Below are 14367 nucleotides of genomic sequence, written 5' to 3'. Positions count from 1 at the left end.
CCTTTTTACCTATTAAATTCCGAAAGAACTTCATGTTGAAGTTCTTTCGGAACGAGGACGCAATATGTGGATTATTTTTTAAATAGAATGACGATAATACAGATCATTCCATCTTAATTGATTCTTAAGATCGTACAGATTGCTGTTTTTGCCGATCAGTACGTACTCAACGCCTGCCATCTCAGCAAAATCTTCCATATGTTCGGAAGTCAGGTTCTGGCTGTAACCTGTGTGGTGAGCGCCACCAGCCAGGATCCATGCTGCACAACCGGTCTTCATGTCTGGGTATGGTTTCCACAATACACGCGCTACCGGCAGTTTGGGCAGGCTTTGGATAGGATCAACTGCCACCACTTCATTTACGATGAGGCGGAAACGGTTGCCCATATCAACGATAGAAGCGTTTAAAGCCGGGCCTGAACCTGCATTGAACACCAGGCGCACGGGATCAGCTTTGCCGCCAATACCCAGCGGATGAATTTCAACAGTTGGTTTGTCGTTGGCTATGGAAGGACAAATTTCCAGCATGTGTGAACCCAGTACCAGCTGGTTGTTGGGGTCAAAATGGTAGGTATAGTCTTCCATGAATGAGTTACCCCCTTTTAAACCGGTTGCCATTACTTTCATGGCGCGTACCAGGGCAGATGTTTTCCAGTCGCCTTCACCGCCAAAACCGTATCCTGACGCCATCAGGCGCTGAGAGGCGATACCAGGCAGTTGCACCATGCCATGCAGGTCTTCAAATGTATCGGTAAAACCTTTGAAATTGCCTTCTTTCAGGAAGTTGCGCATGCCTATCTCCTGTTTAGCAGCTTCGCGCAGGGCGTTGTGACGGTCGCCACCTTTACGCAGGGCCGCCTGTACCGTATATATATCTTCATATTCAGCTACCTGTTGGGCAATGGCGCTGTCGCTAACCGCATTGATGCGTTCAACGAGGTCGCCAATACCGTAACCGTTTACTGAATAACCAAATTTCAGTTCAGCTTCTACTTTGTCACCATCTGTTACCGCAACCTGGCGCATGTTATCGCCAAAGCGGCAGAAGCGGGCGTTTTGCCAGTCGTTCCAACCAGCGGCAGCGCGCATCCACACTTCCACACTTTTCACAACCGTGGCTTCCTGCCAGTGACCAACTACCACTTTACGGTTCAAACGCATGCGGCTAACCATGAAACCGAATTCGCGGTCGCCGTGGGCGCTTTGGTTCAGGTTCATGAAGTCCATATCTATGCTGCTCCAGGGAATATCGCGATTAAACTGGGTATGCAGGTGTAACAAAGGTTTTTGCAACACTTTCAATCCACCGATCCACATTTTAGCGGGCGAGAAAGTGTGCATCCAGGCAATGATACCAATACAGGTAGAAGTGGTATTAGCTTCCTGGCAAACCTGGTAGATCTCTTCAGGTGATTTTACCACGGGCTTAAATACCACGCGCACCGGAATTAAAGGATCTTTATCGAGTGATCGTGCAATTTGTGTTGAGTGGTCGGCAACCTGTTTCAGGGTTTCTTCGCCATACAGGTGTTGACTTCCTGTTACAAACCATACTTCCAGTTTTTTCAAATCTTCCATAAATGGGTCATTTAGTTGGCAATCGTCATGTGACGGGTGCTATTTTAAGTGATAGAGTATTTTTCGTTTATAGTCAGTACCGTTCTAAAGCTGCAAGCCGAAAGCTGAAAGGTAAATACACTTCCGGTTTTAGCTTTAGCCTTTAACCTTTTGGCTTTAACCCGTTTTCTTCACTTCAACATTGGACATTCAATATTCAACATTCGATATTACTGTCCGTAGTAAGCGTCCTTGCCATGTTTCCGCTGCCAGTGCTTATCAATCAGCGCGTCTTTCAGGCGCGGAGCTTTCGGATTGATCTGCTCGGTGAGGTAGGCCATGCGGGCTACTTCTTCCAGTACGGCGGCGTTATATACGGCTTTGTCGCCATTCTTGCCCCAGGCAAAAGGCGCGTGGTTGCCTACCAGTACCATTTCCACTTCTTCGTATGATAATTTCTTGTCATTGAAACAATTGATGATCTGGTAACCGGTCTCATATTCATAGTTCCCTTTAATCATTTCGTCGCTCATGGGCGGCGCGCAGGGAATATCTACGGTGTTATGGTCGGCGTGGGTAGTGCCAAAGATGGGAATATCGCGTTGCGCCTGGGCCCAGGCGGTAGCATAAGTGCTGTGTGTATGCACAATAGCGCCTATTTTTTCCCATTCCTTATATAATACAGCGTGTGTTTTTGTGTCGCTCGAAGGGCGCATAGTACCGCTGATGATCTTGCCATCAAAGTCAACGATCACCATTTCATCAACTACCAGGTCTTTGTACGGCACACCGCTGGGCTTGATGGCGAAAACGCCGAGGCTTCTGTCTGCGACACTAACATTACCAAAAGTGAAAAGAACCAGGTTTAACTCTGGTAATTGCATATTGGCTTTGTAACAGGCTTCTTTTATATCTTGATACTTGCTCATTTTTAGTTTCAGGTTTCAGGTTACAGGTTTCAGGCATGTTGGTGTAATCACCCTGTAACCCCGCGTAGCGGGGCAGGCTCTGCAACTTGTAACCTGGAACGTATTTTAATTTGATAAAACCGGCTCTTTTAATTTAACAGTGCCTTCTATGAAACCGCCCAGCTTGTGATATCTGGCATAACGCTTCTGGTAAAGGGCTACTTTGTTTTTGTCGGGATAGTAGGTAGCATCAAAACCCTGACCCATAGCATCCATGGCGTCTTCCAACTTATTGTAAATGCCGGCTGCAGTAGCGGCAAACATGGCGGCGCCGAGGGCGCAGGTTTGTTCCGATTTATGAATCCGGATAGGCATATTCATAACGTCGGCCATCATTTGCATAATGAACGGCGATTTTTTGGCAACGCCACCCAGGCCGATCAATCCTTTTACGGGAACGCCTTCGTGGTTAAAGCGGTCAACAATGGCTTTGGCGCCAAAGCAGGTAGCTTCCACAATGGCCCTGAAGATCCGGGGCGCATCGCTGCCGAGGTTAAGACCGGTGATAGCGCCTTTCAGCTCCTGGTTGGCATCGGGTGTACGGCGGCCATTGAACCAGTCAAGCGCCAGTTCGCTGTTTTCATCGATGTGCAACAAAGCTGCCTGTTTGCTTAATTCGGGAATCAGCTTATCGCTTATTTCATCGATGATGGCTTTGGCCGTTTCTGTATTTACGATAGTTGATTGTCCCAATACGTGTTGCAGCGGCCAGGCCAGCACCTTTTTAAACCAGGCGTAGGCATCACCGAAGGCACTTTGGCCAGCTTCCAGTCCCATCATGCCCGGCAGAACGGAACCAGGTACCTGTCCGCAGATCCCTTTAACCAGTTTGCCTTCCACTTCGCTCAGCGGGGCTACCAGCATATCGCAGGTAGAAGTGCCCATTACTTTGCTCAGGTGGTAGGGCTCAATCTGTCCGCCTACAGCGCCCATGTGGGCGTCAAAAGCGCCAACGCCGATCACCACGTCGGTAGAAAGGCCCAGTTTGGCGGCCCATTCAGGACTCAGGGTGCCGGCTGCTTTATCGGAAGTATAGGTGTTGGTGAAAAGTCTTTTGGTAAAACCGGCTAACAATGGGTCAAGCCCGGTAAACCATTGATCGGGTGGTAAGCCGCCGAATTCAGCTGCCCACAGGGCCTTGTGGCCTGCGGCGCATACGCTGCGTTTCATGGCAGAAGCCTGTTTGCCGCCGGTAAGTACGAAGGGGATCCAATCGCAATGCTCCACCCACGAATAGCAGGCTTCACGGATTTCTTTGTCTTCGCGCAGGATGTGCAGCAGTTTTGCCCAGAACCATTCAGACGAGTAAATACCACCTACGTATTGCAGGTAGTTGATGTCGTACTTTTCTGCATGCGCATTGATGGCGGCCGCTTCCGGAACGGAAGTATGGTCTTTCCATAACACGAACATGGCGTTGGGATTTTTCTCGAACCGGGGTAACAGGGCGAGCGGGGTACCGGTTTCATCTACCGCTACTGGGGTAGAACCGGTTGTATCTACCGAAATGGCCCTGATGTTGGCCGTTACAGAGGGACCCGCCTGCAGTAAGCAACGGGTAATCGTTTGCTCCAGGCCTTCCAGGTAGTCAAGCGGATGCTGCCTGAACTGGTTTACGCCCGGGTCACAATACAAACCATCTTTCCAGCGGGGATAATAAAAAACTGCTGAGGCAACTTCCTGCCCATTGGCAGCGTTGGCGATGATTGACCGCACGGAATCGGTGCCATAGTCAACCCCAATTACATAATTTTCTTTTTTCATATCGGCAACTAAAACAAGTGACTTTTTATTAGTTGATCTAAACCGGGAACGAGTTTCATGACATCAAAGATACGACGCGAATCGCCCTCTATGTCTATTTTGTGTCAAAATAACACTTAAAGTATGAATATTCAAAAATTACTTGTTGAGTGGTTGGGAAAATATCAGGGTAAACCTATAGCCTGTTTCAGGGTAAGCTAATAGATTTAGCTTTTTGGGGGCTGCTTGGGGGATAGAAAGGGGCTAATTCATTAAAAGTTAGTAGGTTATTGGATTTTTAAGTTCCTGAGCCCGTTCCTTTTTTAGTTTATAGGTTCTCTTTCCTGCCACCTGTGACAGGCGGCAGGTAACCGGAACCTGAAGCCTGCAGCCTGAAACCGGAATTTCATCATCAGAAAACATCCTGTTAACTACGAAAAGGCACCAGATGTCATCGATAAGAACCCGGTAATTCTAAAAAATTTACATTCGTACTTTCAACTATCACCTCTTGAAAGGAAAGCTGGTAAATATTCTGTTGCATGTGTTGTTCACTGCACTGATCGTAGTGGTACCCGCCTCGATACCCGCTTTGGTTTTCGGTTAAACAGCAGTAAACGCAGTTTATTACAAACCCTGTACCTCGATCTGCAGAAGGTAACCAATCGTGATAATGTTTTCATCCGCCGCTATAACCAGGTGCAAAAACAGGTGGGTACAGTTTACCAGATCGGGTTCTTTCCTGATATTATGTATAAGATACAATGGTAGGAAGAAGGCAGACGGATCAAAAACAAAAATGCCACCGCCTGTTGACAGGCGGGTGGCATTTTGTTTGAAGAAGGCAATTATTTTATAGCCTTGTATTCCATTATCACATTATCGAATTATTACATTAGCTAATTCTGCTTATGTCCTTTTATCGAATAATAAAGTATGTACAAATAGCAAGGCAACACACTAATAAAGAAGGCCACATGATTCGGCAGATCTTTTTTAAGCGTGGCATATAATAATGGAACTATGGCTCCGCCGGCAATACCCATCACCAGCAGGGCAGAACCGGTTTTAGTGAATTTTCCGAGCTTGTCTATGGCAAGGGGCCAAATGGCGGGCCACATCAATGCATTGGCCAGCCCCAGCAAGGCAATGAACAGGATGGCCGTATAGCCGCTGGTAGCAAAAACGGCAATGGTGAAAACAATGCCCAGCAGGGCGGAGAACTTCAGTGCCGTTTGTTGAGAGATGATCTTTGGAATTGTAAAAATGCCTATTACATAACCCACCAGCATAGCGGCCAGGGTATAGGCCGTAAATTTTTTGGTTACATCCAATGGCATGCCCATAGTTTTGCCATAAACGCCAATAGCGTCACCCGCCATTACTTCAACCCCTACATATAAAAAGATGCAAATAGCTCCCAATACCAGGTGCGGAAATTCCCAGATGCTTTTTTTATTGGTCAGGTTGGGCAGGGGAGTGGTGTCATCCTTATCGGCCTCCGGTTCAGGCAGTGGTGATTTAAGCAATAAAAAGGCGATGATCGCCAGTAGTACAGCCAAAATGATATAGGGAGTAATTACCCGGCCAGCCAGTTCGTTCAACAATTGTTCTTTGTCGGCTGCAATTTTTGTAGCGTCGATCTTTTTTTCCAGCTCTGTAGCATTGCTTAACAACACGGCGCTTAAGATCAGCGGACTGCTAATGCCGGCTATCTTATTACAAATGCCCATGATGCTGATGCGTTTGGCGGCGCTTTCAATAGGCCCGATAATACTGATATATGGATTGGAGGCTGTTTGTAACAGCGCGAGTCCGGTACCCTGGATAAACAAACCGGTTAAGAACAGGGCAAAACTTCTTTCTTTAGCGGCAGGAATAAAAATAACAGAACCGATGGCCATAACTGCCAGGCCCAGCGCCATTCCTTTTTTAAAACCGGTTCTTTTTAAGATAACAGACGATGGCATGGCCAGAAAGAAATAGGCCATATAAAAAGCCGTGGTTACAAAAAAGGCCTCTACATCATTTTGCAACTGGCAAACCAGTTTCAGGAATTGTATCAGGCTGCCATTTAGCCAGGTAATAAATCCGAATACGAAAAACAAAAAGCCAATGATGAAAATGGCCGTGGTGTTCGTTCGCCTGGCTGGTGTGGGAACAGTGAGTAAATCAGCAGTAGTCATGGTTATATTGTTGAAATAATTTGGTTAAACAGGGTGGATTTTGCATTGTATTGTTGTAACAGCACGGCCTGGTTTTGGGCCCTTACAAAGTTGTGGCCTTCGTACCGGGCGCCATAATACACGTCGTTGTTCAAATGGTCAGTTAAAAAGCGCAATGCCTGCATATAGATCATGAACTGACCGGCATATACAAAATGTTGTTTTTCGGTTTCAGTTAGTTCGGTGCGCAGTTCCTCAATATAGCCGCGGGCAATGGCGGCAAAAAAATCGTCCCGGATGGTAATCAGCTGCACGTTCTTTTCTTCCTCAGTAACCGGCGACAAATACGTCCGCATCATATCGCCCACATCACTGATGAAATAACCAGGCATTACGGTATCGAGGTCTATCACACACAAACCATTGTGCTGATCGTCAAATAGCACGTTGCTGATCTTGGTGTCGTGATGGATTACCCGCAGGCGAAACCCCGGATCTTTTTTTATATGCTCATAGGTTTGTACCAGGTGTTGCTGCTGTTGTAAATAGTCGATTAATTCAGCTGCATCCTGGATGCGCTGCGGATTGCCATTGGTGAGGGCGGTAGTAAACTGCAGGTATCTTAACGACAGATCGTGAAATTGCGGGATGGTGATCTTTAATAACCGGGTATCAAAACCACTTAGCAGGTGGGTGAACCGGGCAAACTGCCGGGCTGCTTCAAAAGCCTGTTCGGCCGTAAGAACCTGGTCGATGGAATGCGATTGGGCAACAAACGGAAAAAGCCGGTAGAACCGGTGCTGGTCATCCACGTATAAATAGTCGCCTGCGGCGGTGGGCAGGGGCCCGGCAAACAGGTAGTCAGGATAATGTTGCTGTAAATAGCTGCCCAGGCTGGCCATGTTCAGGGCTATATCGAACGGGTGTTTAAAAACGGCTGAATTGATCTGTTGTAGAATATAGCAATCCTGTCCACTGGCCATACTTACCTTCCAGGTATGGTTTATAAGGCCGCTGCCAAACGGCTGAACGGAATACTTTTCAGGATCTAGCGCATAATGGGTTAATATCTGCTGGAACATTACCAAACTTACAGCCTAAAGGCAGAAAAAAAACACGCAAACGGTTGTTCCATTTTAGCCTAGAGCCCAAAGCTTAAAGCCAAAAGCGAATACTGCGTTTCTGCCTTTGGGCTTTAGGCTTTCAGCTTTTAGCTTACAGTTGTATTTAGTAATATATGAAGGGCTTTTTGCCTGCAATGCCTTATAGTATTACATACACCAGAAAAATATTTAGTAATATATTCCATCATTTCAGTAAAACCTGACATTGACACCCCTGGTGAAAATGTGTAGCTTTCCACTTTAAAGCGTTCAGTGTTGGTTATTTAGCAAAAGCAGCAAGGACGAGGCGTGCCACGTTATGCCAGCATTGTTTTTGTGTCTACAAAACGGCAATAACGGCAACAGTTAACAATTACCTGAAGCTCTCAAAAGCGACTGTCTCATTGACGTGGCACGTCTTTCCATCAACTCCGAATGTGATAAAGTACGGTAGTTCTTAACAGGCATCAATAAGTAACTGGTTGTAAACCGCCTGGATCTATTTACGATTGAAAAATGGTTGCGTATGAAAAAAAGGCCTCATTTTCTACTCTGCACATGGCATTTCAGCCATTTCATACAGCCTGAATAACGTTTTAGTCGATTTAGTTCCAATGGCGCTATGCCGTTAAACAATCCTGAATTAATTTAAACTGTTAAATACATTTTCCAGATAATTTCTGACATCCGGTATGGGTATAATAAAATATTTTGAAGAATTCGGGTTAAACGAAAAGCGATCAACCGGCGGCCGCACGGTTACTGAAACTGATATTGTTATTCATGCCGGCCAGTCGGGAGATTTCTTTCCCCATCATATGGATGAGGAATGGTGCAAAACCCAACCCTTTAAAAAGCGCATCGCACATGGCACGCTCATCTTTACCATTGCAGTTGGCCTAACCGCCGCCGTGATAAATGAAGTGGCTATGACCTATGGGTACGACAGGCTCCGTTTTGTAAAGCCTGTTTTTATTGGCGACACCATAAAAGCTACGGTTACTATTTCTGAGAAGAAAGATCATAAAAAACCAGGCTTTGGCCTGGTTACCGAACTGGTTGAAGTGTTTAACCAGCACGGTGAAACAGTAATGGTTTGTGAACACGTATTGTTGGTTAATAAAAAAGTAAGTTAGTCTGCTATGTCTGAAATTGTTTTGAATGGTATTACCTGGGGACACAGCAGGGGCATTACGCCCTTACTGGCTGCTGCGCAGCGCTTTTCTGAGCTGAACCCGAATGTAACCGTCAACTGGAAAAAAAGAACGTTACAGGAGTTTGCCGATTTTCCCCTCGAAAAACTGGTAAACGATTACGACCTGCTGATCATCGACCACCCCTGGGTGGGTTGTGCCGCTGCCACCAACAGCGTATTGCCATTAGATGAATATTTGCCGGCTGCGTATTTACAAAATCAATGCGCCAATTCGGTGGGCGAGTCGCATCCAAGTTATTATATCGATAACCACCAATGGGCCCTGGCCATAGATGCCGCTACGCCGGCAGCCAGCTATCGTGCCGATCTGTTGCAACAGAACGGAGTATCCGTACCCGATACCTGGGAAGAGCTAATAGCCCTGGCGAAAGCCGGTAAAGTAGCTATCCCTGCTATCCCCATTGATATCCTCATGAATTTTTACATGTTCTGTATTGCCCATGGCGAAACGCCTTTTCAGCAAACCAGTCATGTAGTGAGCAAAGAAATTGGCGTACAGGCGCTGAAATCCATGCGCGAACTGTATTCACTGATCGATAAAAAACTGTTTTCAGGTAATCCTATCGGTGTGGCGGAGTTAATGTCATCCACCAACGATTACTGGTACTGTCCGTTTGCCTATTGCTATACCAACTATTCCCGTGTGGGGTATGCGAAATACCTGCTTACCTATGCCAACCTGGTGCATTTTGGTAAAAAACGGTTACGCAGTACCATTGGCGGAACAGGTTTAGCAGTATCGTCGTATACTCAACATAAGAAGGAAGCCGTTGATTTTGCAGCATGGATTTGCAGCGAGGAATGTCAAAGCACTTTTTATGTGCAGCACGGCGGGCAGCCGGGGCACCTGGCGGCCTGGACGAACAACATGGCCAACCTGCTTACCAACAGTTTTTTCCATACGGTATTGCCGGTAATGAAAAACGGGTACATGCGTCCACGTTATAATGGATACCTCCATTTTCAGGACCATGCCGGCGACCCGGTTCAGCAATACCTGTTAAATGGCGGCAACCCCGAAACCGTACTAAAAGAAATTGATCGTATTTATCATCATAGCCTTAAAGGCGAAAAAATGAGCTTGTCTATATGAGTCGACTGCCCTTGCAGGGATTATTGGTATTGGAATTCAGCCAGTATTTATCTGGACCATCTGCCGGTTTGCGTTTGGCCGACCTGGGGGCGCGTGTTATTAAAGTAGAGCGCCCGCAGAGTGGAGATGCCGGCCGCCGGTTATCTATCAAAAATCTTTGGACAGACGATAGCTCTTTGTTGTGGCACACTATCAACCGCAATAAAGAAAGTTACGCAGCCGATCTCAAGAACCCCGAAGATCTTGCCCTGGTAAAGAAATTGATCGAAAAAGCAGATGTGCTTACCCACAACTTCAGACCCGGCATTATGGAAAAAATTGGCCTGGGCTACCCTGAAGTAAAGAAACTCAACAACCGCATTATTTATGGCGCCGTCAGCGGCTATGGAAAAGAAGGCCCCTGGAAAAACCGGCCCGGTCAGGACCTGTTGTTGCAGTCAATGAGCGGACTGGCCTACACCACCGGCAATGCCAAAGACAATCCCATGCCTTTTGGGCTGGCCATTGCCGATAATTTATGTGGTTCGCAACTGGTGCAGGGGATACTGGGAGCTCTTATAAGAAGACAAAAAACCGGCGCCGGCGCCCTGGTGGAAGTTAGTTTACTGGAATCCTTACTCGATTTTCAATTTGAACTGTTAACTACTTATCATAGCAGTAAGAAAGTGCCCAAGCGCAGTAAAGTAAATAACGGCAACCCGTTGTTGAGTGCGCCCTATGGCATTTACGCTACCGCGAACGGCTACCTGGCCATTGCCATGGCAGACCTGAAACGACTGGCCAAAGCGATTGGTTGTAACGAACTGATGGCCTATAATCAGGACGTAGCCTTTAGTTTGCGCGATGAGATCAAGTCGGTGCTGGCCAAACACCTGGCCACGCAGCCATCCGAATACTGGCTCGAAAAATTGCATGCGGCAGACTTATGGGCGATGGAAGTGCTCGACTGGGACCAGCTCACAAAGCACGAGGCTTATACTACGCTGCAAATGGAACAAACGATCACCACCTCAAAAGGGGCAGAGATCACCACTACCCGCTGTCCCATACGCATCAATGGCGAGCGGCTCTTTGCAGCCAAACCTGCGCCACAGCTGGGAGAGCATACGGAAATGATAAATAAGGAATTGATCGGGAAATAATTTGTGAAAATGAACTTCCTCCCGACTTGTCGGGAGGGCCGGGGGAAGGCTTAAAGCAGGTAATAAACCAAATTTTAAATCAAGGAATGAAACCCCTACAAGATATAATAGTTGTTGATTTCAGCCAGTTCTTATCTGGCCCCTCTGCCGGTTTACGGCTGGCCGATATGGGCGCACAGGTAATTAAAATTGAACGTACAGGCGTAGGCGATATCTGCCGGCAATTATATGTCTCGAATGTGATGATAGAAGGTGAGTCAACCATCTTTCACGCCATCAACCGCAACAAGCAAAGCTATGCGGCCGACCTGAAAAAGGAAGACGACCTGGAGAAAGTAAAAAAGATGATTGCCCAGGCTGATGTGCTTATGCACAACTTTCGTCCTGGTGTAATGGAAAGGCTGGGTCTTGACTACGAAACCGTAAAAGCCATCAACCCCCAGATCATTTACGCTGAAGTAAGCGGGTATGGCAATGAAGGGCCCTGGAAAGACCTGCCTGGTCAGGACCTGTTGTTACAGGCTGTATCGGGGTTAGCCTGGTTAAGCAGCAACCGCAGCGACAATCCTACCCCTATGGGCGTGGCCGTGGTTGATATCCTGGCTGGCACCCATATAGCGCAGGGTATTCTGGCAGCGCTGTTACAACGCACCATCACCAATGAAGGTAGCCTGGTGCAGGTAAGCATGCTGGAATCGATCCTCGATTTTCAATTTGAAGTACTGACCTGTTTTTATAATGACGGACGCGAACTGCCTGTTCGCAGTGAAATAAACAATGGCCATGCCTATCTCTCGGCGCCTTATGGCATTTATAAAACTGCCGACGGATACCTGGCGCTGGCTATGGGTAATATAACGCAGCTGGCGACTCTCCTGGAGTGTGGGTCATTACTGCAATTCACCAATACGGCAGAATGGTTTGTGAAGCGCGATGAAATAAAGACCATCCTGGCCGAACATTTAACGGCACGGGCTACCGATGCCTGGCTGGCTGTATTGGAACCCGCCGATATCTGGTGCGCCAAAGTGTATGATTATGATATGCTGGTGGAAGAGAATGGCTACCAGGCGCTGAATATGGAAATAAAAGTAAAGACCAGCAATGGTTTGTCTATAACTACCACCCGTTGTCCCATCAGGATAGACGGGGAGATTTATACTTCCGACATTGGGGCGCCATTGTTGGGTGAACATAACGTACAGATAGAAGAACAGTTTGGCCTGAAAAAACAACCAATATCGAACTATGAAATGTAGTGGCGGGGAATACCATATTTGCATGTAACTTGCGGCTTTCTCAACATTAATCAATTAGAATCGATATTAAACCGATTGCTATGGAGATCATCGACGCCCATGTTCACATATGGAATTTTGAAAAAGCTGAATACGACTGGTTAAAGAACGATACCTCGATACTGAACCGGAATTATGAAATAGAAGAGCTGACGGCCGAGGTGAAAAATACCGCTGTAACAGGCGGCGTGCTGGTACAGGCGGCCAATACGTACGAAGAAACGAATTATATGTTACAGGTTGCCAATGCAACCGGCTGGATAAAAGGGGTAGTGGGCTGGATGCCTTTACAGGACCCGGCCTTCACCGCAACTGCCATCAGGGAATACCTAAGCAATCCTTATTTCAAAGGCGTACGTCACCTGATCCACGATGAACCCGACCCGCAATGGTTGTTACAACCCACGGTCATTCAAAGTTTGTCGGTACTGGCAGCCTACGATATACCATATGATGTGGTGGGCGTTACCCCGCAACACCTGATCACCGCGCTGGAGGTAGCGCAAAAGGTACCGGAGTTGCGCCTCATGCTGGACCATATGAACCAGCCCCCGATAGCCAGCGGTGAAAAATTTGGCGAGTGGGGCGAGTTGATGAAAGCAGCCGCATCACACAAGAATTTTTACGTTAAAATATCCGGGCTGGGCACCTGTGCTAAAAAAGGTCCCAACTGGACGGCCGGCGACATTCAGCCCTATATTGAATTTGTGCTGGAGCATTTTGGCGAGAATCGTTGTTGTTGCGGAGGAGATTGGCCGGTTTCTTTGCTGGCAGACAATTATACCAACACCTGGCAGCATTATGTAAAAGTTCTATCGGGCGCGTTGAGCGATGCAGCTCTGCAAAAAGTGTTGAACACCAATGCAGTATCCTTTTATAACTTGTAATAACAACAAATTAAAGATGTATTAAGATATAATAAGTACACCCGCAAATAAGATAAAATTCCCTTTTTTGCGTTGTTGTGCAGGTAAAAATGTCATAAATACAGATAACGAGTTGCTTTAACCAATGGAAGTAATAACCGGAGTCATTTATCATTCAGTAGGAGCCTCTTGTGCCGCCATGTGTTATACGCCACAGAAAAAAGTGGCCAAATGGTCGTGGCAGTCGTATTGGCTGGTGCAGGCAGCTGTATGTTGGTTATTATTGCCCCTGGTTATTGCCTGGCTCACTATTCCTCAGCTAGGCACTGTATTGCGCGAAGCGCCTGCCGATGCCATGATTAAAACATTCGTTTTAGGCGTTGCATACGGAATTGGCGGAACCGCGTTTGGAATGGCTATAAGATATGTAGGGTTCTCATTGACCTATGCCATAGCGGTGGGTATTTCCTGTGTGTTGGGTACTTTGCTGCCCCCGCTGGTGCATGGCCAGTTAACGGCATTGTTTTCACAGAACGGAGCCAGTTGGATCATGGCTGGTATTATCATTGGCGCATTGGGTATTGCCTTATGCGGCGTGGCCGGACGGTATAAAGAAAATGATCTGAAATTAAATGCTACCACTGGTACGTTTTCACTGGCCAAAGGGCTGCCGCTTTGTTTATTAGCAGGTGTGTTGTCGGCAGTGTACGGGTTTTCGATCGACCAGGGCGAACCGATCGCCGCCGTTGCAGCGAAATATGGCAGTGGTAATTTCAGGATCAATATTGTTTACATTTTTTCAAATACAGGCGCATTTTTATCAACCCTTATATATTGCATATACCTACACCGCAGAGAAAAAACATTTGGCGAGTACCGGCAGGCTGGATCGAACAACCGTTTATTGGTCAATTTTATGATGGCCATTTTAACCGGCTGTTTGTGGTACTCACAATTCTTTTTTTATGGGTTAGGGCATGTGCGGATGGGAAAATACCAATATAGCAGTTGGGCTATACACATGATCATGCTGGTGTTGTTCAGTTCGGTAGCAGGTTTATTGATGAGAGAATGGGTGAGATGCAGCAATAAAACGATTGCCACACTTGTGTTGGCCCTGATTATTTTGGTAACAGCGGTGCTTGCCTTAACATATGGAAATTACTTAGGCAGTTTATAATTTAAGGTTGTGTTTTAAGAGCCTGGAACTTGGAAC

At 46.9% G+C, this 14367-nt stretch carries 11 protein-coding genes; 6 read left to right on the top strand and 5 right to left on the bottom strand.

Annotated elements, in window-relative coordinates:
* Positions 1 to 78: 78 nt before the first annotated feature.
* The 5 genes from araA to NIAKO_RS17875 form a co-directional block, all read right to left on the bottom strand.
* Positions 79 to 1578, bottom strand: a complete 1500-nt coding sequence (gene araA / locus NIAKO_RS17895; RefSeq protein WP_014219850.1) for an L-arabinose isomerase — start codon at positions 1576 to 1578, stop codon at positions 79 to 81.
* A 209-nt stretch (positions 1579 to 1787) separates the two neighbouring features.
* Positions 1788 to 2486 (bottom strand): L-ribulose-5-phosphate 4-epimerase, encoded by a 699-nt coding sequence (locus NIAKO_RS17890; RefSeq protein ID WP_014219849.1) that lies wholly within the window; start codon positions 2484 to 2486, stop codon positions 1788 to 1790.
* Positions 2487 to 2591: 105 nt separating this feature from the next.
* Entirely contained in the window at positions 2592 to 4289 is a 1698-nt protein-coding gene (locus NIAKO_RS17885; protein ID WP_014219848.1) for a ribulokinase, read from the bottom strand.
* A gap of 878 nt (positions 4290 to 5167) precedes the next feature.
* On the bottom strand, positions 5168 to 6454 hold the full coding sequence (locus NIAKO_RS17880) for a sugar MFS transporter (RefSeq protein WP_014219847.1): 1287 nt from the start codon (positions 6452 to 6454) through the stop codon (positions 5168 to 5170).
* Positions 6455 to 6456: 2 nt separating this feature from the next.
* Positions 6457 to 7515 (bottom strand): phosphotransferase enzyme family protein, encoded by a 1059-nt coding sequence (locus tag NIAKO_RS17875; protein WP_014219846.1) that lies wholly within the window; start codon positions 7513 to 7515, stop codon positions 6457 to 6459.
* 713 nt (positions 7516 to 8228) lie between these two features.
* Here NIAKO_RS17875 and NIAKO_RS17870 point away from each other — a divergent pair.
* From NIAKO_RS17870 to NIAKO_RS17845, 6 genes are all read left to right on the top strand, one after another.
* On the top strand, positions 8229 to 8672 hold the full coding sequence (locus tag NIAKO_RS17870) for a MaoC family dehydratase (protein WP_014219845.1): 444 nt from the start codon (positions 8229 to 8231) through the stop codon (positions 8670 to 8672).
* A gap of 6 nt (positions 8673 to 8678) precedes the next feature.
* Entirely contained in the window at positions 8679 to 9845 is a 1167-nt protein-coding gene (locus NIAKO_RS17865; RefSeq protein ID WP_014219844.1) for an ABC transporter substrate-binding protein, read from the top strand.
* On the top strand, positions 9842 to 10987 hold the full coding sequence (locus NIAKO_RS17860) for a CaiB/BaiF CoA transferase family protein (protein WP_014219843.1): 1146 nt from the start codon (positions 9842 to 9844) through the stop codon (positions 10985 to 10987). Before NIAKO_RS17865 ends, NIAKO_RS17860 begins: the two co-directional genes overlap by 4 nt.
* Positions 10988 to 11073: 86 nt before the next feature.
* Complete coding sequence (locus tag NIAKO_RS17855) at positions 11074 to 12246, top strand: CaiB/BaiF CoA transferase family protein (RefSeq protein WP_014219842.1); 1173 nt, start codon at positions 11074 to 11076, stop codon at positions 12244 to 12246.
* Between the two features lie 80 nt (positions 12247 to 12326).
* Positions 12327 to 13172, top strand: a complete 846-nt coding sequence (locus NIAKO_RS17850) for an amidohydrolase family protein (RefSeq protein WP_014219841.1) — start codon at positions 12327 to 12329, stop codon at positions 13170 to 13172.
* 124 nt (positions 13173 to 13296) lie between these two features.
* Positions 13297 to 14331: an L-rhamnose/proton symporter RhaT gene (locus NIAKO_RS17845; RefSeq protein WP_014219840.1), complete on the top strand. Its 1035-nt coding sequence runs from the start codon at positions 13297 to 13299 to the stop codon at positions 14329 to 14331.
* Positions 14332 to 14367: the final 36 nt, after the last annotated feature.

It is taken from the genome of Niastella koreensis GR20-10 (assembly GCF_000246855.1).
GTDB classification, from domain to species: domain Bacteria; phylum Bacteroidota; class Bacteroidia; order Chitinophagales; family Chitinophagaceae; genus Niastella; species Niastella koreensis.
Note: the sequence above shows the minus strand (reverse complement) of the source record. Positions and strands in the feature narration are given on the sequence as shown.

Excerpts from the sequence above, each read along its gene's own strand:
- NIAKO_RS17865 (WP_014219844.1), top strand. The coding sequence starts at position 8,679 with ATGTCTGAAATTGTTTTGAATGGTATTACCTGGGGACACAGCAGGGGC.
- araA (WP_014219850.1), bottom strand. The coding sequence starts at position 1,578 with ATGGAAGATTTGAAAAAACTGGAAGTATGGTTTGTAACAGGAAGTCAA.
- NIAKO_RS17850 (WP_014219841.1), top strand. The coding sequence starts at position 12,327 with ATGGAGATCATCGACGCCCATGTTCACATATGGAATTTTGAAAAAGCT.
- NIAKO_RS17860 (WP_014219843.1), top strand. The coding sequence starts at position 9,842 with ATGAGTCGACTGCCCTTGCAGGGATTATTGGTATTGGAATTCAGCCAG.
- NIAKO_RS17855 (WP_014219842.1), top strand. The coding sequence starts at position 11,074 with ATGAAACCCCTACAAGATATAATAGTTGTTGATTTCAGCCAGTTCTTA.
- NIAKO_RS17880 (WP_014219847.1), bottom strand. The coding sequence starts at position 6,454 with ATGACTACTGCTGATTTACTCACTGTTCCCACACCAGCCAGGCGAACG.
- NIAKO_RS17870 (WP_014219845.1), top strand. The coding sequence starts at position 8,229 with ATGGGTATAATAAAATATTTTGAAGAATTCGGGTTAAACGAAAAGCGA.
- NIAKO_RS17875 (WP_014219846.1), bottom strand. The coding sequence starts at position 7,515 with ATGTTCCAGCAGATATTAACCCATTATGCGCTAGATCCTGAAAAGTAT.
- NIAKO_RS17845 (WP_014219840.1), top strand. The coding sequence starts at position 13,297 with ATGGAAGTAATAACCGGAGTCATTTATCATTCAGTAGGAGCCTCTTGT.
- NIAKO_RS17885 (WP_014219848.1), bottom strand. The coding sequence starts at position 4,289 with ATGAAAAAAGAAAATTATGTAATTGGGGTTGACTATGGCACCGATTCC.
- NIAKO_RS17890 (WP_014219849.1), bottom strand. The coding sequence starts at position 2,486 with ATGAGCAAGTATCAAGATATAAAAGAAGCCTGTTACAAAGCCAATATG.